This window comes from Microbacterium plantarum, assembly GCF_035231185.1.
Taxonomy (GTDB): Bacteria; Actinomycetota; Actinomycetes; order Actinomycetales; family Microbacteriaceae; genus Microbacterium; species Microbacterium plantarum.
Genome location: NZ_CP141117.1, coordinates 2,721,946 through 2,748,721, shown reverse-complemented (window position 1 = coordinate 2,748,721; position 26,776 = coordinate 2,721,946). Strand labels below are relative to the sequence as shown.

Here is a 26,776-nt window from a genome sequence, read left to right as displayed (position 1 = left end):
ATCGCGCACCTCGGATCAGGAGGTCGTCGCGACCGCCACGACGCGCACCACCTGGTCGATCGCGGGATCGAGCTGCGCCGCCGACGCCTCATATGTCGACCACGACCGGCGGTAGGGGTCGACGACGTCATCCTCCGTCGGATCGGCGGGCGGGAGGACGAGGCCGCGCTGGCCCGCGACCGCTGCGACCGCCGCCCGCAGTCTGCCCGCGGCATCCTGGTCGGCCGCCGTCGCGACGGCCCCCTGCAGCGCGGCGTCCGACAGCGACGAGGCCAGGCGCGCGAACTCGCGCACGGTGAACGCCACGCGTGTCCGCGCGGGGACGAGCTCCGCCACGGCGCGCCGGTGCTCGCGGGCCATCGCCAGGACGAGGTCGGCCGAGACGAGGTGCTGCTCGGTCAGGAAACGAGCCCGGTGCGCCTCGGCATCCGAGGCCGAGATTCCGCGCGCCAGCGCCAGGCGCTGCGCCTCGGGCGTCATCCCGTGATCGGCCAGGCCTCGCGTCCCGGCGCTCGTGACGCGCACGCCCCGGCCGGCCAGACGGGTCTGGAGCATCAGAGCCGCCAGGGGTGAACGGCAGATGTTCCCCGTGCAGATGGTCGCGATCTCGATCATGGGACCTCCGCTAACGTGGGCGCGTGCACACCCACCCTAGCGAGCCGGTCGCGACGACGTCGCGGCGCCCACGTCACCGTCGCGTCGACTGGCGCCAGGGCGGATCGAGCGTGCGCCGGTGGCGCGAGATGATGCTCGCCTGGGCGCTCGTGAGCCTGGGCGCGGGAATCCTGCTGGGGTATCTCGTGCTGTGGCTCCAGCCCGCGGCGTCGTGGTCGGGCGTCGCCGCGACGGCGGCGCTCTGGCTCGGGATGCTGATCCCCGTCGTCCTCGCGCTTCGCGTCTCGCGACCCGCGGGTCTCCTCCGGTTCCGAGCCGCCGACCTCCTCATCGGGCTCGGCTTCGGCATCGTGCTCCGTCTGGTGCAGGGGCTCATCCAGCAGGGGGTCGAGGGGCAGGCCCGCTTCCCCGGGCTCCTGCTCGTCGACGGGCGGCTTCCCGCGAGCTGGTGGCTGACGGATGCCGCCGCCGCGGGGCTGGTCGCCCCGGTCCTCGAGGAGTTCTTCTTCCGCGGGGTCGTGCTCGTCGCGGTCTACACGCTGCTGCGCCGGGCCGCGGGGCCGGCCACGGCCGGCGTGGCGGCACTGCTGGTGTCGACGGCCGTCTTCCTCGTGAGTCATCTCGTCGGCGGGGCCCTCGGTGTCGACGGCGTCCTCTCGATCGCGCTGGTCGGGGTCGTGTGCGCCGGCCTCGTCCTCCTGACCGGGCGCATCTGGACCGGCGTCGTCGCACACGTCGTGTTCAACCTCTCGGGCGTGGGCCTCGCCCTCGTCGGGGCGTTCGCGGGCTGAGAACGCCGGAGAGCGCGGAGCCGGCATGACGACCTGGTGGAACGCAGTCTCCGGAGGCGCCTTCTACACGCGGTGGAGCGCGGCGGTGTCGCTGCTGGTCGCCGGCGTGTTCTCGGTGCCGTCCGTCGGCGGCGCCGGAATCGAGGCGTATCTGCGCGGTGCCACGGTGGCCGTCCTGGGCTGGTCGGTGCTCGCGGCGATGGTCGTCCCGGTCGCCGCGGCCGAACGGCGGCTCGCGTCGCGTCCCGCGCGCGGCGTCGTCGTGCTCGCGTCGCTCGTCGTCGTCGCGACGATCCGTCCCGCCGTCAACGACGCCATCAGCTCCGCCCTGTTCGGCATCGTCCCGAGCGGGCCGGCGTCGTCGCGGATCGCGACCAACCTCGTCACCGCGCTCGCGCTGCTGTCCATCGTCGCCGTCATCACGTCGCGTCACGCCGCCGCACGGGCAGCCGCCGAGCGGTTGCGCGCGGCGCTCGTGCGGGTCGAGCGCGCGGAGGCGCACCGGCAGCATGTCGCGGCCGAGGCCCGCGCCGCGCTCGTGGCGGGCATCGCGGCCCTGCGCCGCTCACGCGAGCGCATGCTCGCCGGACCGATCGATTTCGACGTCGTCCGCACCTTCTCGGAGGATGTCCGCGGGCTCAGCCACCGCATCGACCGCCTGTTGCGCGAGCGCGACGACGAGATGAGCGAGGCCGGCCCCGCGTCGCACGGGAGAGGCCCGGGCCTGTCGATGCGGCTGGTCGCGCCGCCGTGGTTCAGCGTCGCGCCGCTCTACGCGCTGGCGTGCTTCCCCTACGCCGTCGCCGCCGGCGGCGTCGGAGTGGGCCTCGCCGGCATCGCGGGGGGAGTCGTCGTCGATGTCATCGCCGGCGGTGCGGTGCGTCGGTGGGCCCGGCCGCCGCGTCCGGTCGTCTTCCTGCTGGTGTGGATCGCCGCCGGGTGCGCGATGAGCGTCGTCACCTACCTCTTCCTCCCGCGCATCGGTGTGCTCGGCCTCGTCCCCGTGCTCGCCGTCCCGGTCGTCGCGGTGCTGGTCGGCCTCTGCCGCGACGCGCTGTCGCGCGCCCGTACCGATGAGCGCCGGGCGGCGGCCGGGCTCGCCGAGGTCGCACGCGAGGCCGCCGAGATCGATGAGAGCGCGGGCCCGCGGCGCGCCATCGACGTGCTGCACGGGCGCGCGCAGGGCGCCTGCGTCGTCTTCGCGGCCCGCGTCGACGAGCGCGCCCCGACCCCCGACGAGGTGGACGACTTCCGGTGCCGTACCGAGGCCGCGTTCGAGGAGATCCTCGAGTCCGGTGACCCCGAGCGGATGCCGGCGAGCGAGTCGCTGGATCGCCTGATCGAGGCGTGGGCGCCCGCCGTCGCGGTCACGCAGCGCATCGACGACGCGGTCCGGCTGCGGTTGAGCGACCCCGACGCGGCCGAGCGCGTCGTCTCCGTCGTCACCGAGGCGCTCGTCAACGCCGTCAAGCACTCCGGGGCGCGGCGTGCCCGGGTCGTGGCGCGGGTCACCGGATCGGGTTCGCTGCTGCTGCGGGTGTCGTCGCCCGGGCGGCTCGGGCCCGTTTCCGGACGCGGTCTCGGGACCGTCGGGCGACGCGTGTACCAGGACGGCGACGACGTCGTCCTGGAGACGGTCATCACGCTGCCGTCACTGTGAGGGCGGCAGGCGCAGGGTGACGGTCGTCCCGGTTCCCCTGATGCTCTCGATGGATGCCTCTCCGCCGAGTCGTCGCGCGATGTCGCGGACGCTCGCGAGGCCGACGCCCGTGCCGCCGTCGCCCGGATCGGAGAGGCGGCCGCGGTGATAGGGCTCGAAGATCGAGGCGAGGTCGTCGGAGTCGATGCCCCGGCCGCTGTCGGCGACCGTCACCACGGCGGCATCCGGCTCCTCCGACACCGACACGACGATGGTGTCCTCGCTGTACTTGGCAGCGTTGTCGATGACGTTCGCGAGAGCGCGTCGCAAGAGCGCGCGATCGGTCGAGACGTGGGCGCGGCCGGCGCCGCGGACATCCACGCGCTCGTTGACGTCGCCCGGCAGCACGAGTTCCGCCGCCTCACGGGCGAGAGTCAGCAGGTCGGTCTCCTCGCTCTCATCGCCGTCGGTTCCCCGCACATGCGCCGAGAGCTCTGCGGCCATGGCGATGATGTGGTCGGTCACGCGTGAGACGTGCTGCAGCAGACCCGACTGCGCCTCCGGGATCTCGTCCTCGAGCAGGTCGACGTAGCCGCGCAGAGCGGTGATCGGCGAGAGGAGGTCGTGGGCGAAGGCCCGCAGGAAGCCGTCCTTCTCGTCGTCCAGGCGCTTGGCCTCGCTCAGGTCGCGCACGATCTTGACGAAGCCCGCGGGTTCGCCGTCGTCGTCGCGGACCGCGGTGATCAGCACGTGCGCCCAGAACAGCGTGCCGTCGCCGCGCACCCGCCAGCCGGTGTCCTCGACCGACCCGTCGGTGCGTGCGGCGGCGAGCAGTCGCGCCGGCCGACCGCGCTCGCGGTCCTCGCGGCGGTAGAAGCGCGAGAACGACGTGCCGATGACCTCATCCGCGGGGTAGCGCTTCAGACGCTCGGCCCCGGGGTTCCATGACCGCACCACGCCGGCGTCGTCGAGCTCGACGATCGCGACCGACGTCACCTGCGCGGCCCAGTCGGTGGCCGTGCCCGCGAGGACGGCACCCGTCGCGCGGGCGTGGTCATAGGGGGAAGCGCTCATCGTCGTCGTCACCTCGAACGGGCCGAGTTGTCGAGAATCTCAGCGTCGAGGTCATTCTTCCGTCGTGACGAATGTGCCGCCCGCGCTTGACACGGGGTGGTCGAGTGCACGATCGTCGTGCGCCGCACCGGGCAGCACGATCGCCATCGCCGTGCCGCCCGATGCCGAAGCGCCCACGCGAACACGGCCGCCGTGCGCGACGACGGCGTTGCGGACGACCGAGAGGCCGATGCCGAAGCCCTGGATCGCGTTCTCCCGGGCATAGGGGGTCCGGTAGAACGGATCGAAGACGCGCGTCCGCTCGATCGAGGTGAGCCCGGGGCCGTTGTCGCTGACGACGATGTGCACACCAGACTCGTCGACGCGCTGGCCGATGACGACCGCGGACGAGGGCGGGCTGAACTTCACGGCGTTGATCAGCAGCTCCTCGAGCGACTGGCGGATGCGCACCGGGTCGAGCACGACCCGGTCGTGCGTCGCACCGATCTGCTGGATCGAGCTGCCGCGACGCTCGGCGCGCGGCGAGACGGCGCGCACGGCCGAGGCGATCAGGTCGCTGAGCGTCACCGGACGCGGCGAGACCTCGGTGTCGGTCGACGCGGCGGCGAGCAGTTCGTTGATGCGATCGGTGAGCACCAGCACATTGCGCTCGACCAGCGAGAGGTAGCGCGTCGCTGCGGCGTCGTCGGGCCGGACGTGGTCGGTCAGAAGATCGAGGTAGCCGGTCACGCTCGTCAGCGGCGTCCGCAGCTCGTGCGACACCGTGCGGAGGAAGTCGTGTCGCAGCTGCGCGGCATCGGCCATCTCGGTCACGTCGTGGGCGACCACCAACGTGCCCAGGAGAGTCCCGTCGGCGCGGCGCACGCGGTCGGCGTCGGCGAGGATGGCCCGTTGCGCCGCCGGCGGACCGACCCACTCGACGGCGTCGCTGAGCTTGTCGCCGCGCAGGGCACGGGGGATGAGCTGCTGGTGATGGGGTACCGGCGTCGTGCGGTCCGCCGCCAGCACGGCGTCACCCGCGTAGGGAGCCTCGCTCAGCGAGAACCCCATCGCTCGGGAGAGGTCCTCGGCGGTGCGGTTCGCGAGCATGAGCCGCCCCGCGTCGTCGTAGAGGGCGACACCGCTGCGGACGGTGTCGAGCACCGTGCGCAGGACGAGTTCGTTGTCGCGGGCCCGGGCGAGCGCGCGCTCCCGTTCCTCGTGGGATGCGCGCAGGCGGCGGCCGCTGCGCCGCAGATGCTGGGCGGCGATGTTGACGACGACGGCGACGGCGAGGATGAGGCCCGGGAGGGTGAAGACGTTCGCCCACTCGAGCGGCGTGACCGGCCAGCTGCCGCGGACGAAGAAGGGGAGCGAGGTCATGAGCGCCGCCCCGCCCACGGCGGCGGTGAAGGCGATGGGCGGGAAGCCGTAGGCGATCCAGAGGATGGGGAAGATCGCCAGCATGCTGACACCGGGCAGGAGCCACACCACCTCGGTGCGCACGAGCGCGACGGCGACGATGTCCGTCACGGCGAGGGTGACCAGCCAGGAAGGCGAGAACCGCTCCCACGGGAGGAGGGCGCCGGCCATCGACGCGAGGATGACGATCACGACCGCGGCGCACATGAACGGCGACGAGAGTGACTCTGGTGCTCCGAAGGCGAGCGCGACGATCACGACGAACGTGCCGACCACGAACGGCAGCTGCGCCCGGGTGAAGACGCGGATGCGACCGAGGCGAGAGCGCCGCAGTTCGAACAGGGGCATCCGGGGTCTCCGATCGGGGTGCATGAGAGATCGAGGACGGCCCGGGGGGACAGGCGCGGCTTTGATAACGTCGACAGATAGCGTACGCTGTCTCTTTGGTGCGCGTGCCACGCAGGCGTGCCGCTACGAACGTGAGCCCTCCACTGGCGTGTTCGTCCGATTTCGGACCAACCACCCCGGAGCGGGATTCACGAACTCCTCCGTTCGATTCAAGAAAGCAGCACTACTGTGACGCGCACTTTCACCCCCAAGGCTGGCGAGATCCAGCGCGAGTGGCTGGTCATCGACGCAACCGACGTCGTCCTCGGCCGCCTCGCCTCGCACGCCGCCGTCCTCCTCCGCGGCAAGCACAAGGCTTCGTTCGCTCCTCACGTCGACACCGGTGACTTCGTCATCGTCGTCAACGCCGACAAGGTGGCCCTGACGGGTCAGAAGCTCCAGAAGAAGATGGCCTACCGCCACTCGGGCTACCCGGGCGGCCTCAAGTCGGTCTCCTACGAGGAGCTCCTCGAGAAGAACCCCGTCCGCGCGGTCGAGAAGGCCATCCGCGGCATGCTCCCGAAGAACAGCCTGGGCCGCCAGCAGCTCTCGAAGCTCAAGGTCTACGCCGGTGCCGAGCACCCGCACGCTGCGCAGCAGCCCACCACCTACACCTTCGACCAGGTCGCCCAGTAAGCGCCGCGAAAACACTCAAGGAAACACTGATGGCGAAGATCGCTGACTCCCTCGAGGAGACCCCCCAGAACTACTCGACCGAGACGCCCGCCTCGGAGGCTGCTGCAGCCGCCGCGCCCCGTCCGGTCCTCTCGGTCCCCGGTGCCGCCGTGGGTCGCCGCAAGCAGGCCATCGCCCGCGTGCGCCTCATCCCCGGTTCGGGCACCATCACGGTCAACGGGCGCACGCTCGAGGACTACTTCCCGAACAAGCTCCACCAGCAGCTCATCAACGACCCGTTCACGGTGCTCGAGCTCGCCGGCTCGTACGACGTCATCGCCCGCATCTCCGGTGGCGGCCCCTCAGGCCAGGCCGGCGCGCTGCGCCTCGGCATCGCCCGTGCGCTCAACGAGATCGACGCCGAGAACAATCGCCCGACCCTGAAGAAGGCCGGCTTCCTCTCGCGCGACGCTCGCGTCAAGGAGCGCAAGAAGGCTGGTCTCAAGAAGGCCCGTAAGGCTCCTCAGTACTCGAAGCGTTAAGCTCCGTGGCGCTGTTCGGTACGGACGGTGTTCGGGGGCTGGCCAACGGCCCCCTCACCGCCGAACTCGCACTCACCCTGGCCCAGGCGACTGCCGTCGTCCTGGGCCAGGGCCGTATCGCGGAGGCGCGCAAGGCAGCCGGCAAGAGGCTGACCGCCGTTGTGGCGCGCGACCCGCGCGTCTCGGGGGAGTTCCTCTCCGCCGCGGTCGCCGCCGGGCTGGCGTCTTCGGGAGTCGACGTTCTCGACGCCGGGGTGCTGCCGACGCCCGCTGCGGCGTTCCTCGTCAGCGACATCGACGCCGACTTCGGCGTCATGGTCTCCGCGTCCCACAATCCCGCGCCCGACAACGGCATCAAGATCTTCGCCCGCGGCGGGGTCAAGCTCCCCGACGAGGTCGAGCGCCGTATCGAGGAGGCCCTCGCCGGGCCCAAACTCCAGCCCACCGGCGCCGACGTCGGCCGCATCCGCGTTTTCGCCGATGCCGAGGACCGCTACGTCGTCCACCTGCTGGGCTCGCTGCCGCATACCCTCGACGGGCTGCACGTCGTGCTCGACTGCGCGCACGGAGCGGCATCCGGGGTGTCTCCGCAGACGTTCCGCGACGCGGGTGCGAAGGTCACCGTCATCGGTGCCGACCCGGACGGTCTCAACATCAACGACGGGGTCGGCTCGACCCACCTCGACCGCGTCGCAGCGGAGGTGATCCGGACCGGAGCCGACATCGGCATCGCCCACGACGGCGACGCCGATCGCTGCCTCGCCGTCGACGCCGACGGTCGTGTCATCGACGGCGACCAGATCATGGCGATCCTCGCCGTGGCGATGAAGCAGCGGGGGCGGCTGCCGTTCAGCACCCTCGTCGCGACCGTCATGAGCAACCTCGGTCTGCACCGGGCCATGGCCGAGCACGGCATCACCGTCGAGCAGACCGCGGTCGGCGACCGCTACGTGCTGGAGCGGATGAACCAGGGCCGCTTCGGGCTCGGTGGAGAGCAGAGCGGGCACGTCATCATGAGCCGCTACGCGACGACCGGCGACGGCCTGCTGACCGGGCTGCACCTCGCCGCCGAGATGGCTCGGCAGGGCAAGACCGCGGCCGAGCTCGCGGCCGTCATGACGGTGTATCCCCAGGTCCTCGTGAACGTCCGCGGCGTCGATCGCGACCGGGTCGAGAGCGACGCCGGCGTGCAGGATGCCGTCGCCTCGGCGTCCGCGCGCCTCGGCGACTCCGGCCGTGTGCTGCTGCGCGCCTCGGGTACCGAGCCGCTCGTGCGGGTGATGGTTGAGGCGACCACCGAGGCCGAGGCCCAGGCGATCGCCGACGAGCTCGCGGCCGTCGTGGCCGACCGCCTCGCGCTCTGAGTCGCCCTGACAGCCGAGCGGCCCCCTCCTCCTCACGGGGGAGAGGGCCGCTCGTGCCGTCGGGCTCAGGGCTCAGGCGAGCCGGCGTCGCGCGATCATCAGCGCCCCGCCGAGCATGAGCAGCAGCGCCGTCATCGCGAGCGCGCCTGCCCCGTCGCCGTCTCCACCGGTGGCAGCGAGAGAGCTGCTGCCGTTGCCGCTCGATCCGGACGCGGACCCGGCCGAACCTGCCGCGTAGGTGAACGCGCCCGGTTCGACGGCCGTGCCGCACTCGCCCGCGCCCACGACCGTGACCGGCACCGTTCCTGTCGTCGCAGCCGACGGTGAGATCGCGCGGATCACGCCGTCGTTGATCACCTCGAACTGTGCGGGCACCTCGCCGAACAGCACCGCGGTCGCCCCGGTGAAGCACTGCCCGGTGATGGTGACCACCGTTCCGCCCGAGATCGGGCCGGTGCCCGGCGCGACCCCGCCGATGTCGGCGACCGGGTAGAAGGTGAACGCACCCGCGTCGCTCGACCCCGCCGGGGTGGTCACGACCACCGCGGCGTCACCGGCTGCGTGGGCCGGAGTGGTCACGCGCAGCTCGGTGTCCGACACGACGGTCAGAGCCGACCCCGCGACGCCGTCGAAGGTGACCGATGTCGTCCCCGTGAAGTTCGTGCCCGTGATGGTCACGACGGTTCCGCCGGTCTCGGGCCCGCGATCCGGGGCGATCGTGCCGATGACCGGCTCATCGGTGTACTCGTAGCCGTCCGGCAGCGTCTCGCTGCCGCACGCGGCAGCCCCCACGACCTCGACGTCGACGACGCCCGTGCCGGCCGGGACGACCGCGGTGATGCGCGTGTCGCTGTCGACGGTGAAGCTCGTCGCCGGCACGCCGCCGAAGAGGACCGCCGTCGCGCCCGTGAAGCACGAGCCCGTGATCACGACGGTGTTCCCGCCCTCCTCCGGTCCGCCCGGAGGAGTGACACCGTCGATCTCCGTTCCCGCGACGTAGGTGAAGTCGAACGGTGCGCTGTCGCCGTTCGGGTGGACCACCACGACGTCGACGAGTGCCGGCGCGTGCGCGGGTGTCGTCACTCGGATCTCGGTGTCGCTGACGACCTCGAGGTCGGTGCCCGCGATCCCGTCGAACGTGACCGCGGTGGCTCCGAGCAAGCCTTCGCCGATGATCGTCACGACCGTGCCACCGTCCTCGGGCCCGGTCGCCGGGTCGATCGACGTCACGGCGGGCACGTCCAGGTACTCGAAGTCGCCCGCGACGACGTCACCGCCGGGGTGGCTGATCACCACGGGAACCGTCCCGGGTGCGCCCGGAGGCGTCGTCACCCGGATCTCGGTGTCGCTGACCACCTCGAGGTCCGTGCCGGCCGTCTCGCCGAAGCTGACGCCGGTGGTGCCCGTGAAGCCCTCGCCGTCGATCGTCACGACGGTCCCGCCCGTCTCGGGGCCGGATGCCGGCTCGAGGTCGGTCACGACCGGCGGCGCCACGTACTCGTAGCCGTCGGGGATCTCCGCGGTGCCGCAGTCGCCCGTACCCACCACGACGACATCGACGGCGCCGGCCGTCCCCGCGGGGACGACCGCCGTGATCTGGGTCGGCCCGTCGACGGTGAAGCTCGTCGCGGGGATTCCGCCGAAGGTGACTCCGGTGGCACCGGTGAAGCAGTCTCCCGTGATCACGACGGTGTTGCCGCCGGCCTCGGGCCCGCTGCCGGGGGTGACGTCATCGATCTCGGCGACGTCGACGTACTCGAAGTCCAGCGGTGCCGACGCGCCCGCCTCGTTCGTGACCACGACGTCCACGACACCGGGCGCGTGGGCCGGCGTCGTGGCCTCGATGACGGTGTCGCTGACGACCTCGAAGTCGGTGGCGTCGATGCCGTCGAAGGTGACCGCGGTGGTCCCGGTGAAGTCCTCACCCGTGATCGTCACGACCGTGCCGCCCAGCTCGGTGCCGCGCTCCGGAGTGATCGTGGCGAGAGTCGGTGCGCCGGGCTCGACGTAGACGAACCCGTCGTCGACGACGGTGCCGCCGCAGTCGGTGGGGTTGACGATCTCGACGTCGACCACGCCCGCGGTTCCGGCCGGTGTCGTCACGGTCAGCTGCGTGTCGCTGACGACGGTGAGGCCGGTTCCGGCGACGCCGTCGAACAGGACGGCGGTCGTCCCGGTCAGACACGTTCCGGTGATCGTGACGGTGTCGCCGCCGAGCGTCGAGCCCGACGGCGGCGCGATCGCATCCACGGCGGTGACGTCGAAGTACTCGAACGCGAGCGAGTCATCGGCGCCGTCGACGTTCGTGACGGTCACCGCAACGACTCCCGCCACGGCCTGCGGCGGGGTGACGGCGGTGATCGTCCCGTCCGGGTTGATCGTGAACGAATCGGCCGGAACGCCCCCGAAGTCGACGGCGGTCACGGAGTCGAGTCCCGTTCCCGAGATGGTGGTGGTGGTTCCGCCGGTCACCGGGCCGCGAGCCGGGTCGATCGTCAGGTCCGCCGGAACAGCGAGCGGCACGGCCCGCACGGTCGCGGACGCGAGGTTCAGCTCCACGCCCAGGAGCGCGGGTGCGACGGCGACGACGAGCGCGCGCTGCGTGAAGGAGCCGTCGTCGAAGCCGCGCGGGTCGCGGAAGTCGCCCGGGGTCTCCTGGACGTTCGCGGTGAGCGACACGACATCCTGGAGCACGTCCACCAGCGGCGCGAGTGTCGTCACGGTGCCGGTCGCCGCCGTCGTGACCAGGTCCTCGACCGCGTCGGTGCTGAGCACGGTCTCGATGAGGTCGCCGACGGCCGGGAGGATCGAGTCGACCACGACATCGACGATCGGGTCGGCGAGCGGCCCGAGCGGCAGTCCGAGCAGGGTCCCGTCAGCGGTCACGACCGGTGCGGCCGAGCCGGGCGTGCCGAGCAGCCCGCCGACGGTGCCGTCGACCCTGATGGTGAGGTCGCCGACGCTCGGGGGCAGCAGCGGCAGCGCGACCGCGACACCGGTGTCGATCACGATGGTGGCCGCCGTCCCGTTGAGCGTCGCGGTCAGCGCCGTTCCGACGCGTGCGGGCAGCTGAGCGGTGAGGATGTCGCTGAGCGCAGCCGTCACCTCGCCGTTCAGGGTCGCCGCGTCGATGAGCTCGGTCCCGGGCGCCAGCGCGTTCAGGTCGTACACCTCGTCGAGATCGATGACGATCTCGCCCGTGCTGAGAGTCACGGTCAGCGGGCCGGAGACGAAGGGAGTCGCCGTCGCCGTGTCCAGGACCCCGCTGAGGTCGAGAGCGAGTCCCGTGGTCACGGTGGGGTCCTCGAGGTCGACGAGGCCGCCGAGGGCGGTCTCGAGCACGGTGTCGATGCCGCCGAGCAGCCCGCCCACCGTCGTGTCGATGGGGCCGCCGGTCGCACCGAGCGCCGTGACGGACTCGCCGATCGCTGCGAGGTCGGCATCCAGCGCGGCGGTGAGGTCTGTCAGGGCGGGCGCGTTCGCGGAGACGAGACCGCTGGCGATCTGATAGTCGCCGGTGGTCGTCACGCCGCCCGCCGCGCGGGTCGCGAGAGCGGATGCCGAAACCGCGCCCAGCTCCACCGACAGCTCGCTGATGAGCCCGTCGGCCCCCACGGCGCCGAGGACGGGCGTGAGGTTGAGCGTCGTGTTCTGGCCGGGGCTGCCGTCCCCGACGGCGATGGCGCCGTCGGCTGCCAGCAGGCCGGTCGCGGCGTACGCCTCGGCAGCGGTGCTCCGCTGATACTGCTCGGTCGCGCCCAGCGCGACGATGCTGTTCGGTCCGAACAGCTGCAGCCCGAGGCCGATGTCGATCGCGCTCAGCAGCGAGAGGTCCAGCGAGCTGGAGGACTCGGATGCCGGCGGGAAGGCGCCGTAGGCGCCCGCGAGGGCCGCCACGCTGTCCAGGTCGAGCGCTCCACTGCTCGACAGGAAGACCGCCTCCGATTCCGCGCGGTCCGTGGGCGCCGCGATCGCCGCGCCGGCGCCCAGCGAGCCCGCCGTCAGGCCGAGCGCTGTTCCCGCCGCCAGGAACGGGAGCCAGCGTCGTGGCGGCCGGTCGGGTGCGCGTCCTCCCCTCCGGGTCGTGGGCCGCTTCCTCGTTCCCGTGCTCGCATCGACCACCGGGTCCCCCTCATCATCGAACGGAGCCGCGTGACCATCGTCACGCGGGCGACCGCCGCCCCGCGGGGCGCGCGTCTGCCCGAGAAGCTAGGGAGTGTCGACGGAGGCGAGGAAACGGCTTGACACCGCCTGAGTGAACCATCAGAATCCGCTCAGTATTCACTGAGGAGCGCTCAGGTGATCCGTCCTCGCAGCTCCGCCTCATCGGTGGGCGCGTCGGCGAGGACGAGGCGCGCAGCATCCGTGGCGTCGGCGACGTTCCAGAGCAGCACGCCGACCGGCGCGCCCGTCTCGTCGCGGTAGTACACCACTGTCCGCGGTCCGGATTCGTCGTCGCCGGTCTCCACGACGAGGGTGTCGAGATCGGGGTCGAGGGTGCCGACCGCCTCCCACCGGACGTCGAACACCTGCGAGTAGAAGTACGGGGTGTGGCGGTAGGCCTCGCCTCCGCCCGCCATCGATCGCCCGGCCGCCCGGCCCATCTCCTGGGCGTTGTCCACGTGCTCGACGCGGGTGCGACCGAGCAGCCGGTCAGGGTACGAGGCGATGTCGCCGGCCGCCCAGATCGCGTCGTCGGTCGTGGCGAGGAACGCGTCGACCACGACCCCGTCATCGACGGCGAGCCCGGACTGCTCGGCGAGGTCGGTCACCGGCGAGACGCCGAGGCCGAGCACGACCGCGTCGCCGCGCAGCCGCGATCCGTCGTCGAGCACGACCTCGAGGCCGTCGGCCGACGCGTCCGTGACCACCTCCTCGACCCGGCGGCCGGGCACCAGGCCCACACCAGCGTCTCGGAACAGCCGCTGGTACCGCTCGGCGAGCGGAGGCGGGAACGTGCCGTCGCCGAGTGTGGTGCTCGGGAAGACCAGATCGACCCCCACGCCGTTCTGCACGAGGGCGGCGGCGAGCTCCGCGCCGATGTAGCCCCCGCCGACCACGACGATCCGCTCGCCCTCGGCGGCGAGCTCGCGCAGCCGCCGGTAGTCGTCGGCGGAGCGGAAGAAGAGCACCCGGTCGCTGTCGGGCGCATCGACCTCGTGCGGGCGTGAACCGGTCGCGAGGAGCAGCCGACGGTAGCCGATGCGCTCGCCGGATTCGTCCTCGACCGTGCGCCCGTCGCGGTCGATCGCGGTCACGGTGGTCCGCAGTCGGATCTCGGCGCCCGTGTCGTCGGCCGTGCCGAGCGGCACCTGATCCCAGGTGAAATCCGGGTGGGCGCCACCCGATCCCAGCGCGTGCCGCCGACTCCAGCCGAGCGTATGATGCGCGCGTTAACGGCGACGTCGCTCGGATTCGCTAGGATTTCGGCCGGTGCGGCAGCGGCCCGCCGAAGTCGAGGGGGGCGGATGTGAGCCGGGGGCGAACATCGCGATATCGAGCGCGGGTTCGTCCGGGCGTCGCGATCTGGTGGGATGCCGTGTCGAGCGGGCGGTTCTTCACACCCTGGAGCGCCCTCGTCGCCGTTCCCGTCTCCGCCATCGTCCTCGCCCCGTACGCGACCGTCGACACGCCCCTGGAGCTGCTGTCGGCGCAGTTCTCGGGTCTGCTCGTCGCGGGGATCCTGGCTGTGGCCCTGCTGCCGGTCGTGCTCGCGGAACGACGGATACCGTCATCGATGGCACGCGGGGTGCTCGTGCTGGCAGCTCTCGTCGCCGCGGCCGTCGCGCGGCCCTTCCTCAACGACGCTCTGGCGGTCGGTGCGTTCGGACTCGGAACCGACCCCGCGTGGAGCGAGCGCATCGTGACCAACGTCGTCGCGTGGGTGAGCGTGCTGTCACTCGTGGCCGTGACCGAACAGCTCTACGTCAGCTCGCGGACCGCGAGGACGCGCCTCGCCGACGCGCTGCGGACGGTGACCGACGAGCAGCGCCGCGCCGGTCGCTACGAACGGGACACGCGCGAGTTCCTCACGTCCGAGATCAGCGCCCTGCGCACCGCCCTGGCCGCTCTCGTCGCTTCCCCGCTCGACTTCGAGCGCGTGCGAGGTTTCTCCGACGGCGTCCGCTCGGTGAGCCACCGCGCCCGAGATCGCGCGGGGCTCGAGCTCGCCGACATCTCTCCCGACGACGCGGGGCCGTCGGCGATCGAGATGGCACGCACCGTGTTCGAGCGATTGCGTCCGCCGGCGCCGGGCCTCGTCGGCGTCATCTTCGCCGCGGGGAGCGCGCCGTTCGCGCTGCGCACCGAGGGCCCCGTCTTCGCGGCGGTCCTCATCGTCGGGGTGGTCGCCCTGTGCCTCGCGGTCGACCGGCTCACCCGCGGCATCGCCTGCCGCTCGTCCGCGCTGCGACGGGGGAGACGCCTCGTCGGGCTGTGGCTCGGCGCGGGGATCGTGGTGGCCGCGGCGGCGGCGGTCGTCGTGGGGCTGCCCAGCTTCATCCCCGTCATCCCGGCGATCGCACTGCCCGGCATCGCGATCGTGGCGGCGCTGTGTGCCGAGGCGATCCACCGGGGCCGGGTCGAGACCCGTCGGCTGGGCCGTGCGCTGCAGGCGCTCGTCCGCTCCGCCGCGGACCAGACCTCGAGCACGAGGCAGGACCTGGCGCATGCCTCCGACGTCCTTCACAGCCGGGTCCAGAGCACGTGCGTGATCCTCGCGGCCCGCGTGGACGACGAGATCGCGACGCCCGGCGACATCCGCGACTTCGAGCTCGCGATCAGCGCGGGGCTGACCGACGCCCTCGGGGCCCGTCGGCCCGGGGCGGCGCGAGCGGCGGACCTCGCCGAGACCGTGGCGATCTGGCGACCCGTGCTGACGGTGTCTTCCGCGGTGGATCCTGCTGCGACGGTCGCCATGTCGGACGCCCTCGTGACGACGCGCGTCGTCGCGGTCGTGGCCGAAGGGCTCGTGAACGCGGTCAAGCATGCCGCGGCCCGCTCGGCCGACATCGAGGTGCGAGGCGCCGCCGACGGGGCATCCCTGTCGGTCCGCGTCCGCACCCCCGGGCGGTTGCGCAGCGACGCCGGTGCGGCGACGGGCCTGGGCCTCGCCGGGCTCGGACCGTCGGCGCGGGTGTTCCAGAACGGCCGCGACGTCGTTCTCGAAGCCTCCGTGCCGGTCGGCGCGGACGTCGGGTGATCGACGGTCAGGGACGCGGAGCGCTCCATGACAGCGACTCGATGTAGCGGAGAAGCACTCCCTCGCGCAGCGCCCAGGGCGAGACCTCGAGCTCGTCGACGTCGAACGCGCGCATCGCCTCGTGGAGGACGACGGCGCCCGCGACGATCTGGAAGGTGCGGTCGGCGGTGATCCCCGGGAGCTCCTGCCGGGCGGATGCCGGGATGCGGGCGAGCCGCGGGATCCACGAGTTCAGCGCCGAGCGGGGCAGGGTCATCCGCTCGATCCCCGACCAGCCCGGCACCGGGTCGCCCGCGAGCTTCGCCAGCGAACGGATGGTCTTGGAGGAGCCGACGACGTGGTCGGGTCGAGGGCTGTCCGCCATCGACGCGACGATCGGCTTCAGGGTCGCGCGCGCGTGCTCCCGCAGGACGTCGACGGCATCCTCGCCCGGCGGGTCGGCGGGCAGGAACTGCACCGTCATCCGGCCTGCGCCGAGCGGCACCGAGGCGGCCGTGTCGGGCAGCTCGTCACTGCCGGCCGCGATCTCGAGAGAACCGCCGCCGATGTCGAACAGCAGGATCTCGCCCGCGGACCAGCCGAACCAGCGGCGCACCGCCAGGAAGGTGAAGCGCGCCTCCGACTCGCCGCCGAGCACCTGCAGGTCCTGCCCCAGGGCTTCCTCGATCGCGGCGATGACCTGCGGTCCGTTCGCGGCGTCGCGCACGGCGCTCGTGGCGGTGGCGAGGAGCTCAGCGACGTTCTCCGTGCGCGACACCGCGACCGCCTCGGTCACGGCGGCTACGAGGGCGCGGACGCCGTCGTCGCTGATCGAGCCGTCGGGCTCGAGATAGCGCATCAGTCGCAGCACCGTCCGCTTGCTCGTCCGGGCGAGGGGGCGCCCTCCGGGGCGGACATCGGCGACGAGCAGGTGGACGGTGTTCGAACCGATGTCGAGGACTCCCAGACGCACAGGTTCACAGTAGTGGCAGGCCGCCAGCGCCGCCGGGCCTCCGGCCGGGGGTTACGATGAGCGCGATGTCCCCTGAAGATGTGCAGGCGCTGGCGCCGCTCGCTCCCGCCCTGTACCGCGAGATCGACCGCTCCGACTGGTCCCGGCTCGCGGCGGGTGTGACCCAGCCGCTGACCGAGACCGAGATCGTCCAGCTCCGCGGACTCGGGGACCGGATGGACCTCGGTGAAGTGTCGCAGGTCTACCTCCCGCTCAGTCGGCTGCTCTCGCTGTACGCCAGCGCGACCCGGCGCCTCGGGGCCGACACCGACGCGTTCCTCGGCGAGCAGGACAGCACGACGCCCTTCGTCGTCGGCGTGGCCGGATCGGTCGCCGTCGGGAAGTCGACCGTCGCGCGTCTGCTTCGCGAGCTGATGAGTCGCTGGCCCGGGACGCCCCGGGTGGAGCTCGTCACGACCGACGGCTTCCTGTATCCCAACGCCGAGCTCGAGCGTCGCGGGCTGATGGCTCGGAAGGGCTTCCCCGAGAGCTACGATCGCCGCGCGCTGATCGAGTTCCTCACGGAGGTGAAGTCCGGCGCCCCCGAGGTGCACGCCCCGTTCTACTCGCATATGCGGTACGACATCGTCCCGGACGCGCAGATCACCGTCCGCCGCCCCGACGTCGTGATCGTCGAGGGGCTGAACGTCCTGGCACCGCCGCCCGCGCCGCACGAGGTCGCCGTCAGCGACATGTTCGACTTCTCGATCTACGTCGATGCGGATGCCGAGCACATCAGTCAGTGGTACGTCGAGCGCTTCATGGCGCTCAAGGCGGGCGCATTCAACAACCCCTCGTCGTACTTCAACACCTTCGCCGACCTGGACGACGACGAAGCGGTGGCGATGGCGCGCGGCTTCTGGAACGACATCAACCTCCCGAACCTCGTCGAGAACGTCCTGCCGACGAAGCACCGGGCGACACTGATCCTGCACAAGGGCGCTTCGCACGCCGTCGAGCGCGTGCTCCTGCGGAAGGTCTGACTGCCTCGACCCGGCGTTCTGTCAGCGAGTGCTCGCTAAGCTCCGGTGTCTTCTGTTACGCACCCGTCACCGCAACCTGCTAGGTATGGATCCATGGAACTGGGGCGGCGTTCGCGCGCGCTCGTGCGCGGTGCGTTACGCGCGCGCTCGCGGCTGCGCCGCCGGCGGTCCCGGTGGCGGTCCCTCGTCGCGCTGAGCACGGTCGTCGTGCTCGCGGCGACTGCGACCCTCGCTCCCGCGGCGGCGTCGTCCGCGTTCGCGCCTGCGGCAGTGGCCGGCCCGGCCGTGGCGCTCGGCGACCGTGTCGTGCGGCTGAGCGAGCAGGCGGAACCGGACTCGCGGGCGGTGCTGCTCGTCCACGGGTGGCTGAGCACCGTCCTCCCCGACGCCGACGGCCAGCGCTCCTACGCCCGGTCGCCGTTCGCTCGCCCGGTGCAGTGGCGCGACGGCTCCGGTGCGCCGGTGGCGCGGGGGATGACGGCGTCGCTGCAGCAGCGGCTCGAAGCGCGGCCGGGGGTCGCCGTGTACGCGTTCGACTACTCCGCGAACTCCGCCGGGTGGGTCGGCTCGACCGGTTCGGCCGACAATCTCGCCGCCGCGATCCGTTCGATAGCCGACGCCGTCCACGGCCCGGTCGACGTCGTGACCCATTCGATGGGCGGGCTGGCCCTGCGGTACGCCCTGCGCGACGCCCCGGACATCGCCGCGCTCATCGGCGAGGTCGTCACGGTCGCCGCTCCCACGCAAGGCTCGGACATCGCCAATGTCGCGGTCGACATCGCCGGGGCGATCCGCGCCACGATGTCGACGGTGCCGGTGCTGCAGAACCTCGTGCTGCCCTGGATCGGCGCGGTCTGCAACAAGCAGCTCGCGGAAGACGCGCGCGGCGGCTGCGATCTGCCACCCGTCATCCGGACGGGTATCGCCGCCCTCGGCCCGGCAGGTACGTCCCTGCGCGCCGGGTCGGCGGAGCTCGCCGATCTGCCCGACTGGCCGGCGGGTCTGCACGTGCACGCGATCGCGGCGTCCGCCGTCGTCGCGATGCCGCTCCCATCGGGGAAGACCGGGGAGGCCCGCCTCGGCGACGGTCTGGTCGCCGAGACGTCCGCCCTCGCCGGAGCGGCGGACACGACGGTGGTCACATGCCGCAGAGACCTCCCGCCCGGCGTCGGCGGAGTCGGGATGATCCTGTCGGGCCAGGTCGCCGCACCGCCGTTCGGCGGCGCGTGCGGGCACGACGCGGTCTTCTCCAATCTCGAGGTGGTCGACGCCGTGCTAGCAGCGTTGCGCGGGCCCGCGTCCGGCTGAGCTCGAGCGCCCGGGCTCCCGATCTAGGATGGACCCCATGTGCGGAATCATCGGCTATGTGGGTCCTCGTCCCTCGCAGGACATCCTCATCTCGGGCCTGGCCCGCCTCGAATACCGCGGCTACGACTCCGCCGGCATCGCCGTCATCGACGGTGAAGGAGGTCTGGGAACGCGCAAGCGCGCGGGCAAGCTGCAGATCCTGCGCGACGACCTGGCGGCGCACCCCCTGGCCGACGGCACGACCGGGATCGGCCACACCCGGTGGGCGACGCACGGCGGCCCGACCGACGCGAACGCGCACCCCCACCTGGCCGACGACGACAAGCTCGCGGTCATCCACAACGGCATCATCGAGAACTTCTCCGAGCTGAAGTCCGAGCTCGTCGCCGAGGGATACACCTTCCGCAGCGAGACCGACACCGAGGTCGCCGCTGTGCTGCTGGGCCGCGAGTACCAGGCATCCGGCGATCTGGTCGAGGCGTTCCGCGCGACGGTGTCGCGCCTGGAGGGGGCATTCACGCTCCTGGCCCTGCACCGCGACCAGCCCGGTCTCGTCGTGGGCGCCCGCCGCAATTCGCCGCTGGTGATCGGCCTCGGCGACGGCGAGAACTTCCTCGGCTCCGACGTCGCCGCCTTCGTCGAGCACACCCGCCACGCGCTCGCGATCGGCCAGGACGAGATCGTCGCGATCACCCCTCAGGAGGTCACGGTCACCGACTTCTCCGGTGCCGCCGTCGACGTCGAGCCGTTCGAGGTCGTATGGGATGCCGCCGCCGCGGACAAGGGCGGCTGGTCGTCGTTCATGGCCAAGGAGGTCTCGGAGGAGCCCGAGGCCGTCGCGAACACCATCCGCGGGCGCGTGCACGACGGTCTCGTGCAGATCCCCGAGCTCGATGGCCTCGACGAGCTGTTCACCGGCATCGATCGCGTCATCGTCATCGCGTGCGGCACCGCCGCTTACGCCGGCATGGTCGGCAAGTACGCCCTCGAGCAGTGGGCGCGCGTTCCCGTCGACGTCGAGCTCGCCCACGAGTTCCGCTATCGGGATCCCGTCATCGGCCCGCGCACGCTCGTCGTCTCGATCAGCCAGTCCGGCGAGACGATGGACACGCTCATGGCGGTCAAGTACGCCCGCGAGGCCGGCGCGAAGACGCTGTCGATCTGCAACACCCAGGGCGCGACGATCCCGCGCGAGTCCGATGCCATCGTCTACACCCACGCCGGTCCCGAGGTCGCCGTCGCGTCCACGAAGGCGTTCGTCGCGCAGATCACCGCGCTGTACCTGCTGGCCCTGCACGTTGGCCGTGTGCGCGGTGCGCTGAGCGCTGAGGCGATCGCCGAGCAGGTCGCTCAGCTCGAAGCGGTGCCCGAGAAGATCGCCCGGGTGCTCGCGAGCGAGCAGGAGCACATCGAGCAGTTCGCCCACTGGATGGCCGACACCCGCTCGGTGATCTTCCTCGGCCGTCACGTCGGCTACCCGATCGCGCTCGAGGGCGCGCTCAAGCTCAAGGAGATCTCCTACATCCACGCCGAGGGCTTCGCCGCCGGAGAGCTCAAACACGGCCCGATCGCGCTCATCGAGCCCGGTCAGCCGGTGTTCGTCATGGTGCCCTCGCCGACGAGCTCGCCGCTCCTGCACGCGAAGGTCGTGTCCAACATCCAGGAGATCCGTGCCCGCGGCGCGCGCATCATCGCGGTCGCCGAAGAGGGGGATGCCGCCGTCCTCCCGTTCGCCGACGAGGTGCTGCGCATCCCGCTCGCCGAGCCGCTGTTCGAGCCGCTCCTCGCGGTCGTTCCGCTGCACATCTTCGCCATGGGCCTGGCCACCGCCAAGGGCCTCGACGTCGACCAGCCGCGCAACCTCGCCAAGTCGGTCACCGTCGAGTGAGTCCGTCGGGCTGGAAGGGGATGCCGTGATCGTCGGCATCGGCGTCGACCTGGTCGACGTCCCGCGCTTCGAGCGTTCGCTCGAACGCACCCCTCGCCTGCTCGACAGGCTCTTCTCGCCCGCCGAGCGCGCCCTCAAGCCCCGGTCTCTCGCTGCCCGGTACGCCGCGAAGGAGGCGCTCATCAAGGCCCTCGGCGGCTCGGAGGGCGTGCACTGGGTCGACATCGAGGTGGCGTCGGAGTCTTCGGGGCGTCCGGTCTTCGCCCTCACCGGTGAGACGGCCGCCACGGTGGCCGCACGGGGCGTGACGGCGGTGCACCTGTCGCTCTCGCACGATGCGAACCTCGCCACCGCCTACGTGATCGCCGAGGCCGCATCGTGACCGTACGCCCGCTGCGCGAAGCCCTCATCGACGTCGAGGCGATCGAGCACAACGTCCGTCATCTGCGGCGTCTCGTCCAGACCGAGATCATCGCCGTCGTGAAAGCCGACGGTTACGGGCACGGCGCCGTGCGTGCGGCGACCGCGGCCCTGTCGGGTGGCGCGACGCGACTCGGCGTGGCGGACATCGCCGAGGCCGTCGCCCTGCGCCGAGCGGGAATCACCGCCCCCATCGTCGCGTGGCTGCACGCGCCCGGCGCGGATTTCCGCGAGGCGGCCGAGCACGGCGTCGAGCTCGGGATCTCGAGCTTCGCGCAGCTGCAGGCCGCCGCGGCGGCAGCATCCGTCGGGCGCTCCGTCGGTGTGCACCTCAAGGTGGAGACCGGGCTCGGGCGCAACGGCGTCGAGCCGCGCGAGTGGCAGCGCGTCTGCGCGGAGGCGGCGAGACTCGAGCGCATCGGACAGCTGCGGGTGATCGGCGTCTTCAGTCACCTCTCCAACACGAGCATCGAGGACGACCGCGCCGCGCTCGCCCGATTCCACGACGCTCTCGCTGAGGCGAGCGCGGCGGGGGTGCATCCACCGCTGCGCCACATCGCCGCGTCGAACGCGGCGATCGCGCTGCCCGAGACGCGGCTGAACTGCGTCCGACTGGGGCTCGCGATCTACGGCCTCTCTCCGCTTCCGGGTCGCTCCTCGGCAGACCTCGGGCTGCGGCCGGCGATGACCCTGCGCACCTCGGTCGCCGCGGTGCGACGCGTGCCGGCCGGCCAAGGCGTGTCGTACGGCTACACGCACCGCACCGCGTCCGAGACGACGCTCGCCCTGGTCCCCCTCGGCTATGCCGACGGCGTGCCCCGGCAGGCCTCCGGCCGCGGCCCGGTGGTCATCGGCGGCCGGCGGTTCACGGTCTCGGGCCGGATCGCGATGGACCAGTTCGTCGTCGACGTCGGTGACGCCGAGGTCTCGATCGGCGACGAGGTCGTGCTCTTCGGCGACCCCACGCTGGGTTTTCCCGCCGCCGCCGACTGGGGTGATGCCGCGGACACGATCGATTACGAGATCGTCACCCGTATCGGCCCGCGGGTGCACCGCACGGCGGTATCGTCCGAGATGACGGGAGGCCGGCGATGAGCGGAATGGACGACTACCTCGGCGAACGCGAGGTGACTTCAGCCGACGAGATGGAGGCCTGGGGGAGGGAGATCGGATCGCGGCTCCGCGCCGGCGATCTCGTCGTCCTCACCGGGCCTCTCGGCGCCGGCAAGACGACGCTGACCCGGGGGATCGGCGCCGGCCTCGGCGTCCGCGGACCGATCCAGAGTCCGACCTTCGTCATCGCACGCACCCACCCCTCGCTCGTCGACGGTCCGCCGCTGATCCATGTCGACGCCTACCGCCTGGGGTCCCCGGCGGAGCTGTCGGACCTCGATCTCGACCTGGACGCCAGTGTCACGATCGTCGAGTGGGGACACGGCATGGTCGACGGTCTTCGCGACAGCTGGTGGGAGATCGAGCTCGAGCGGGGCTGGAGCGGCACCGGGCTCGACAACGCCTGCGGCACGAGCGGCCCGGCGGCAGCGGAGATGGCCGACGCGGCCCCGCGCCTCGTGACGGTCACGCGGCGCCCCTGAGCGCGAGGCCGCACGGCCCGGGCTACCCTGGGTGACGTGATTCTGGGCATCGACACCTCGATCGGCACGGCCGTCGCGATCGTCGACCCCGCGGGCCGTGTCCGCGCCGAGGTCGTCAGCCGCGACCCCCGCGGTCACGCCGAGGTCATCGGCGATCTGCTCGTGCGCGTCTTCCACGAAGCGGGGGTCGACCCCGTCGAGATCACGGCCGTCGCCGCGGGCATGGGGCCGGGTCCGTTCACGGGACTGCGGGTCGGGATCGCGGCCGCACGGGCGTTCGCCCTCGGGCGCGGCGTCCCCCTGATCGCGGTCGCGAGCCACGATGCGGCGGCGCGCGCACACGTCGATCCCGCGTACGCCACCGCCGGCGCGGCTCCCGTCGAGGGCGAGCCGGTCGCGATCGTGACCGATGCCCGCCGTCGCGAGGTCGCCGTCTCGATCTATCGCGTCGAACGGGGGATGCCGGTGCGCCTCACCGACGCGCATCTCGTGCCGCGCGCGTCGACCGAGCCCCTCGCCCTGTTCGGAGCTCCCGCCTCGGAGCTGCCGGAGACGACATCCATCAGTGCCGCAGCCCTCGCCCGGATCGCGGCCGAACGGCTGTCGGCGGGCGCCGCCGACGCGTCGGCCGCCGAGCCCCTGTACCTCCGCGCCCCGGACGTGACGGTGCCGGCCGGACCGAAGAAGGTGGGCACGTGAGCCTGCGGACCGCGACCGGTGACGACCTCGACGCGATCATGGCGCTCGAGCAGGCGTCGTTCCCCACCGATGCGTGGAGCCGCACCGCCATGTCCGCAGAGCTCGCCTCGCCGCACGGGCGCTACCTCGTCGACGTCGAGGACGATCGCGTCGTCGGTTACGGCGGTGTCCGGTCGGTGCGGGGCGCGGATGACGCCGACATCCAGACCATCGCCCTCGAACCGTCTCGGCGCGGCACCGGTCGCGGCCGAACCCTGCTGCGGGCGCTCGTCGCCGAAGCCCGCGACCGCGGCGCTCGCGAGCTCTTCCTCGAGGTGCGCGCCGACAACCCCGTCGCCCAGGCCCTCTACGTCTCGGAGGGGTTCGTCGAGATCGCCCGCCGTCCGCGGTACTACCAGCCCGACGACGTCGACGCCATCATCATGCAGCTGAACCTCCGCGGTGAGGGAGGGACCGACCGATGACCACCGACCTGACCCGCTCCGAACCCCTCGTGCTGGGGATCGAGACCAGCTGCGACGAGACCGGCATCGGCATCGTCCGGGGGCGCACGCTGCTGTCGAACACGATCGCGAGCTCGATGGCCGAGCATGCCCGCTACGGCGGCGTCGTGCCCGAGGTCGCGGCACGAGCTCATCTGGAGGCGCTTCAGCCGGCGATCGAGGCCGCCGTGGCCGAAGCGGGCGTCTCGCTGCAGGACCTCGACGCGGTCGCCGTCACGAGCGGGCCGGGGCTGGCCGGGGCGCTCATGGTCGGCGTCGGGGCTGCGAAGGCCCTCGCCGTGTCGCTCGGGAAGCCGCTCTACGCGGTCAACCATCTGGTCGGTCACATCGCGGCCGACATCCTGACCGGTGACGACGTCGAGTACCCGACCGTCGCCCTCCTGGTCAGCGGCGGGCACACCTCGCTCCTCCTCGTCCGCGATCTGGTCTCCGACGTCGAGATGCTCGGCGAGACGATGGATGACGCCGCCGGCGAGGCCTTCGACAAGATCGCCCGCATCCTCGGTCTGCCCTACCCCGGAGGCCCCGAGATCGACCGCGCCGCAGCCAGCGGCGACCCCGACGCCATCCGATTCCCGCGCGGACTCTCCCGAGCGTCCGACCTGGCCGCGCACCGGTACGACTTCTCCTTCTCCGGGCTGAAGACCGCCGTGGCGCGCTGGATCGAGCAGCGCGAGGCGGCGGGCGAGACCGTGCCCGTCGCCGACGTCGCGGCATCCTTCCGCGAAGCAGTCGTCGACGTCCTCGTGACCAAGGCGCTCGACGCGTGCGCGCAGCACGGCGTGCCACGGCTGCTCCTCGGCGGCGGCGTGATCGCCAATCGCCGGCTGCGCGAGGTCGCGCTCGAACGAGCCGCCGCCGCGGGCGTCGCGGTGCGCATCCCACCGCTGAGCCTGTGCACCGACAACGGGGCGATGATCGCTGCGCTCGCCGCCGAGCTCATCTCCTCGGGCGCCGACCCGTCGACCCTCTCGTTCGGCGCCGACTCGACGCTTCCGGTCACCGAGATTCAGGTACGCGGGTGAGCGATGACCGTCGGCGCAGTCGGCGCCCCGCCGTGGCAGCGCCGACGGATGACGTCGCGTCGGCTCCCGAGGCCGCGAGGCTGCCGGGCGAGCACCGCGGTGGGTTCCAGCGCGAGTTCACGCAGCCGACACCGCTGCTGAGCAGCCCCGAGGTCGGCCCGCGCGCCGAGCCCGCTGCGTCGCAGCCGCGCGTCGAGTGGGCCCCGGCGCCCGAGATCCTGCCGCGGTCGGGGGCGTGGGCGCTGGCCCTGGCGATCGTGGCGCTCCTACTGTCGCTGTTCGTCGGGTGGGCGTTCCCGCTGGGTATCGCAGCGGTCGTCATGGCGGTGCTGGCGCTGCGCCGACCGTGGGAGCGTCGCGGGGTCGCGGTGTGGGCGCTCGGCCTCGCCGCGTTGTCGATCCTCTACAGCGCGGGCTGGCTCGTCTGGGCGGCGGCTCAGGCCGGGCTGCTGGACTGAGCCCCGTCGCCGGGGCGGCCCTCACCGTCCTCGACGCGGTCGGCGAGGACGGCCACCCGGCGGTCTCCGACGCGCGTGAGGAGGAGGGTCGCCGACGCGCTCCCCGACAGGCTCAGCTTCTTGCGGAACTGCGCAGGATCGATGTCGACCCCGCGTTTCTTGATCTCCAGGATGCCGATCCCTGCGCGCTTGAGCGCGGCGTCGATCTCGCGGGTCTTCAGCGGCAGGACCTCGCGCACCCGGAACGTCGTCGCGAACGCGCTGGTACGCCCCGTGTCGGAGGTCATGTACGCCGTGCCGCCGGCGAGCATCCCCGCGTCGAGTGAGCGGGCCACGTCGCCGATCAGCCGAGCGCGGATGACGGCGCCGTCTGGCTCGTGCAGGTAGGCGCCCAGATCGCGCGGATCGACGTCCGAAGCATCATCGGCGGCGGTGAGCTCGGCGGCACGATCGCCGCGGATCACGAGGGCGGACCGCCGGACGCCCGGGCGAGCAAGAGCGCCCGACCAGAGGACGAGCTCGATCGTCGAGCCGTCCGCGCTGATCCACTGCGCCTCGCCGTCGGTGGGAAGGTCGTCGCGGTCGAACGCAGGGCCGAGCTTGATGCCCGTCGGCATCCGACCTGCGAGGTCGAAGGCCCACTCGAGCGACGGCGTGTAGTCGGATGCCGCGATGCGCCGCGTCTCGCTGTGGCCCGAGGTGCGGCGAGCGGGGTCGAGCCAGACGGCATCGACGCCGTCGAGATCGGTCTCCTCCGCCCGCCCGTGGCGCACGCGAGCGGCTGCACCGAACGGGGCGAGGTTGTAGGCGGCCAGGGCAGCGGTGATCTCGTCGGCGTCGACGGCCAGGACCTCGAGCCCGATGCCGGCGAAGCCGAGCGCATCGCCGCCGATGCCGCAGCCGAGGTCGGCGACGCGGGCGATGCCGGCATCGCGGAACCTGCCGGCGTGGCGGGCGGCGACAGCGAGACGCGTGGCCTGCTCGAGGCCGGCCCGGGTGAACAGCATCCGATCGGCGAACGGACCGAACTTCGCCCGCGCGCGCTCGCGCAGCCGCGCTTGCCCGACGACGGCCGACACGAGGTCGGGGGAGAGGCCCTCGCGTCGCAGCCGCGACACGGCCGACGCGGCATCCGCCGTCGACGAGATCCGGAGGGCGTCGACCAGACGGAGTCCCTCGGGGGTCAGCAACGCGGAGAGCTCGGCGTGATCCACCACGACAGCCTACGCGGGGCGGTGCCGCCGGTTCAGGGACGTTGGCACTCGCGTTGCATGAGT

23 protein-coding genes are annotated in these 26,776 nt (G+C 72.2%); 16 read left to right on the top strand and 7 right to left on the bottom strand.

Features of this window, described 5'->3' with window-relative positions:
* Positions 1–15: 15 nt before the first annotated feature.
* Positions 16–615 (bottom strand): arsenate reductase/protein-tyrosine-phosphatase family protein, encoded by a 600-nt coding sequence (locus VC184_RS13305; protein WP_274179367.1) that lies wholly within the window; start codon positions 613–615, stop codon positions 16–18.
* A 23-nt stretch (positions 616–638) separates the two neighbouring features.
* Between VC184_RS13305 and VC184_RS13300 the strand changes: the two genes are divergently transcribed.
* Together VC184_RS13300 and VC184_RS13295 are read left to right on the top strand one after the other, a co-directional pair.
* Positions 639–1,406 carry a CPBP family intramembrane glutamic endopeptidase gene (locus VC184_RS13300; RefSeq protein WP_323986539.1) on the top strand — a complete coding sequence of 256 codons (768 nt, stop codon included), beginning with the start codon at positions 639–641 and terminating at the stop codon, positions 1,404–1,406.
* A gap of 25 nt (positions 1,407–1,431) precedes the next feature.
* Positions 1,432–3,066, top strand: a complete 1,635-nt coding sequence (locus tag VC184_RS13295) for an ATPase (RefSeq protein WP_323986537.1) — start codon at positions 1,432–1,434, stop codon at positions 3,064–3,066.
* On the opposite strand, the gene VC184_RS13290 is transcribed toward VC184_RS13295, so the two are convergent.
* Both VC184_RS13290 and VC184_RS13285 read right to left on the bottom strand, forming a co-directional pair.
* Complete coding sequence (locus tag VC184_RS13290) at positions 3,058–4,119, bottom strand: sensor histidine kinase (RefSeq protein ID WP_112617938.1); 1,062 nt, start codon at positions 4,117–4,119, stop codon at positions 3,058–3,060. The genes VC184_RS13295 and VC184_RS13290 overlap by 9 nt on opposite strands.
* Positions 4,120–4,170: 51 nt before the next feature.
* Entirely contained in the window at positions 4,171–5,868 is a 1,698-nt protein-coding gene (locus tag VC184_RS13285; RefSeq protein WP_274179365.1) for a PAS domain-containing sensor histidine kinase, read from the bottom strand.
* A 228-nt stretch (positions 5,869–6,096) separates the two neighbouring features.
* Between VC184_RS13285 and rplM the strand changes: the two genes are divergently transcribed.
* Genes rplM through glmM form a run of 3 tightly spaced genes read left to right on the top strand, consistent with a single transcriptional unit; the run spans position 6,097 to position 8,428 of the window.
* A complete protein-coding gene (gene rplM, locus VC184_RS13280; RefSeq protein ID WP_112617876.1) occupies positions 6,097–6,543 on the top strand; it encodes a 50S ribosomal protein L13 in 447 nt (148 codons plus the stop codon).
* 29 nt (positions 6,544–6,572) lie between these two features.
* On the top strand, positions 6,573–7,064 hold the full coding sequence (gene rpsI / locus VC184_RS13275) for a 30S ribosomal protein S9 (RefSeq protein WP_023954328.1): 492 nt from the start codon (positions 6,573–6,575) through the stop codon (positions 7,062–7,064).
* 5 nt (positions 7,065–7,069) lie between these two features.
* Positions 7,070–8,428 carry a phosphoglucosamine mutase gene (gene glmM / locus VC184_RS13270; RefSeq protein WP_112617877.1) on the top strand — a complete coding sequence of 453 codons (1,359 nt, stop codon included), beginning with the start codon at positions 7,070–7,072 and terminating at the stop codon, positions 8,426–8,428.
* A gap of 72 nt (positions 8,429–8,500) precedes the next feature.
* Here glmM and VC184_RS13265 read toward each other — a convergent pair whose 3' ends face one another.
* Complete coding sequence (locus VC184_RS13265; RefSeq protein ID WP_323986536.1) at positions 8,501–12,550, bottom strand: IPT/TIG domain-containing protein; 4,050 nt, start codon at positions 12,548–12,550, stop codon at positions 8,501–8,503.
* Between the two features lie 173 nt (positions 12,551–12,723).
* Positions 12,724–13,740: an NAD(P)/FAD-dependent oxidoreductase gene (locus tag VC184_RS13260; RefSeq protein ID WP_323986535.1), complete on the bottom strand. Its 1,017-nt coding sequence runs from the start codon at positions 13,738–13,740 to the stop codon at positions 12,724–12,726.
* A 158-nt stretch (positions 13,741–13,898) separates the two neighbouring features.
* Here VC184_RS13260 and VC184_RS13255 point away from each other — a divergent pair, with 158 nt between their 5' ends.
* A complete protein-coding gene (locus VC184_RS13255; RefSeq protein WP_323986534.1) occupies positions 13,899–15,629 on the top strand; it encodes an ATP-binding protein in 1,731 nt (576 codons plus the stop codon).
* Between the two features lie 7 nt (positions 15,630–15,636).
* Here VC184_RS13255 and VC184_RS13250 read toward each other — a convergent pair whose 3' ends face one another.
* A complete protein-coding gene (locus VC184_RS13250) occupies positions 15,637–16,581 on the bottom strand; it encodes a Ppx/GppA phosphatase family protein (protein ID WP_269268822.1) in 945 nt (314 codons plus the stop codon).
* A 65-nt stretch (positions 16,582–16,646) separates the two neighbouring features.
* Between VC184_RS13250 and coaA the strand changes: the two genes are divergently transcribed.
* The 10 genes from coaA to VC184_RS13200 all read left to right on the top strand — a co-directional run bounded on the left by coaA (position 16,647) and on the right by VC184_RS13200 (position 25,499).
* Complete coding sequence (gene coaA / locus VC184_RS13245) at positions 16,647–17,603, top strand: type I pantothenate kinase (RefSeq protein WP_404568870.1); 957 nt, start codon at positions 16,647–16,649, stop codon at positions 17,601–17,603.
* A gap of 93 nt (positions 17,604–17,696) precedes the next feature.
* Positions 17,697–18,911 (top strand): esterase/lipase family protein, encoded by a 1,215-nt coding sequence (locus VC184_RS13240; RefSeq protein ID WP_274179359.1) that lies wholly within the window; start codon positions 17,697–17,699, stop codon positions 18,909–18,911.
* A 37-nt stretch (positions 18,912–18,948) separates the two neighbouring features.
* A complete protein-coding gene (gene glmS, locus VC184_RS13235) occupies positions 18,949–20,799 on the top strand; it encodes a glutamine--fructose-6-phosphate transaminase (isomerizing) (RefSeq protein ID WP_274179358.1) in 1,851 nt (616 codons plus the stop codon).
* A gap of 25 nt (positions 20,800–20,824) precedes the next feature.
* The gene (locus tag VC184_RS13230; RefSeq protein ID WP_112617885.1) at positions 20,825–21,181 is read left to right on the top strand and encodes a holo-ACP synthase; all 357 of its coding nucleotides are present in this window, start codon (positions 20,825–20,827) and stop codon (positions 21,179–21,181) included.
* The gene (alr, locus tag VC184_RS13225) at positions 21,178–22,314 is read left to right on the top strand and encodes an alanine racemase (RefSeq protein ID WP_323986532.1); all 1,137 of its coding nucleotides are present in this window, start codon (positions 21,178–21,180) and stop codon (positions 22,312–22,314) included. Before VC184_RS13230 ends, alr begins: the two co-directional genes overlap by 4 nt.
* The gene (gene tsaE / locus VC184_RS13220) at positions 22,311–22,814 is read left to right on the top strand and encodes a tRNA (adenosine(37)-N6)-threonylcarbamoyltransferase complex ATPase subunit type 1 TsaE (RefSeq protein WP_269268828.1); all 504 of its coding nucleotides are present in this window, start codon (positions 22,311–22,313) and stop codon (positions 22,812–22,814) included. Before alr ends, tsaE begins: the two co-directional genes overlap by 4 nt.
* Before the next feature lie 36 nt (positions 22,815–22,850).
* On the top strand, positions 22,851–23,513 hold the full coding sequence (gene tsaB, locus VC184_RS13215) for a tRNA (adenosine(37)-N6)-threonylcarbamoyltransferase complex dimerization subunit type 1 TsaB (RefSeq protein WP_274179356.1): 663 nt from the start codon (positions 22,851–22,853) through the stop codon (positions 23,511–23,513).
* Entirely contained in the window at positions 23,510–23,977 is a 468-nt protein-coding gene (rimI, locus tag VC184_RS13210; protein ID WP_269268830.1) for a ribosomal protein S18-alanine N-acetyltransferase, read from the top strand. The genes tsaB and rimI overlap by 4 nt, the downstream gene beginning before the upstream one ends.
* Entirely contained in the window at positions 23,974–25,041 is a 1,068-nt protein-coding gene (gene tsaD, locus VC184_RS13205) for a tRNA (adenosine(37)-N6)-threonylcarbamoyltransferase complex transferase subunit TsaD (RefSeq protein WP_323986531.1), read from the top strand. The genes rimI and tsaD overlap by 4 nt, the downstream gene beginning before the upstream one ends.
* The gene (locus tag VC184_RS13200; protein ID WP_274179354.1) at positions 25,038–25,499 is read left to right on the top strand and encodes a hypothetical protein; all 462 of its coding nucleotides are present in this window, start codon (positions 25,038–25,040) and stop codon (positions 25,497–25,499) included. The genes tsaD and VC184_RS13200 overlap by 4 nt, the downstream gene beginning before the upstream one ends.
* Here VC184_RS13200 and VC184_RS13195 read toward each other — a convergent pair.
* Positions 25,478–26,713 carry a class I SAM-dependent methyltransferase gene (locus tag VC184_RS13195; RefSeq protein WP_323986530.1) on the bottom strand — a complete coding sequence of 412 codons (1,236 nt, stop codon included), beginning with the start codon at positions 26,711–26,713 and terminating at the stop codon, positions 25,478–25,480. The two genes, VC184_RS13200 and VC184_RS13195, sit on opposite strands and share 22 nt — an antisense overlap.
* Positions 26,714–26,776: the final 63 nt, after the last annotated feature.

Coding starts and splice junctions, on each gene's coding strand:
- glmS (WP_274179358.1), top strand. CDS start 18,949: ATGTGCGGAATCATCGGCTATGTGGGTCCTCGTCCCTCGCAGGACATC.
- rpsI (WP_023954328.1), top strand. CDS start 6,573: ATGGCGAAGATCGCTGACTCCCTCGAGGAGACCCCCCAGAACTACTCG.
- tsaD (WP_323986531.1), top strand. CDS start 23,974: ATGACCACCGACCTGACCCGCTCCGAACCCCTCGTGCTGGGGATCGAG.
- coaA (WP_404568870.1), top strand. CDS start 16,647: ATGTCCCCTGAAGATGTGCAGGCGCTGGCGCCGCTCGCTCCCGCCCTG.
- VC184_RS13240 (WP_274179359.1), top strand. CDS start 17,697: ATGGAACTGGGGCGGCGTTCGCGCGCGCTCGTGCGCGGTGCGTTACGC.
- VC184_RS13295 (WP_323986537.1), top strand. CDS start 1,432: ATGACGACCTGGTGGAACGCAGTCTCCGGAGGCGCCTTCTACACGCGG.
- tsaE (WP_269268828.1), top strand. CDS start 22,311: ATGAGCGGAATGGACGACTACCTCGGCGAACGCGAGGTGACTTCAGCC.
- VC184_RS13305 (WP_274179367.1), bottom strand. CDS start 615: ATGATCGAGATCGCGACCATCTGCACGGGGAACATCTGCCGTTCACCC.
- VC184_RS13285 (WP_274179365.1), bottom strand. CDS start 5,868: ATGCCCCTGTTCGAACTGCGGCGCTCTCGCCTCGGTCGCATCCGCGTC.
- VC184_RS13290 (WP_112617938.1), bottom strand. CDS start 4,119: ATGAGCGCTTCCCCCTATGACCACGCCCGCGCGACGGGTGCCGTCCTC.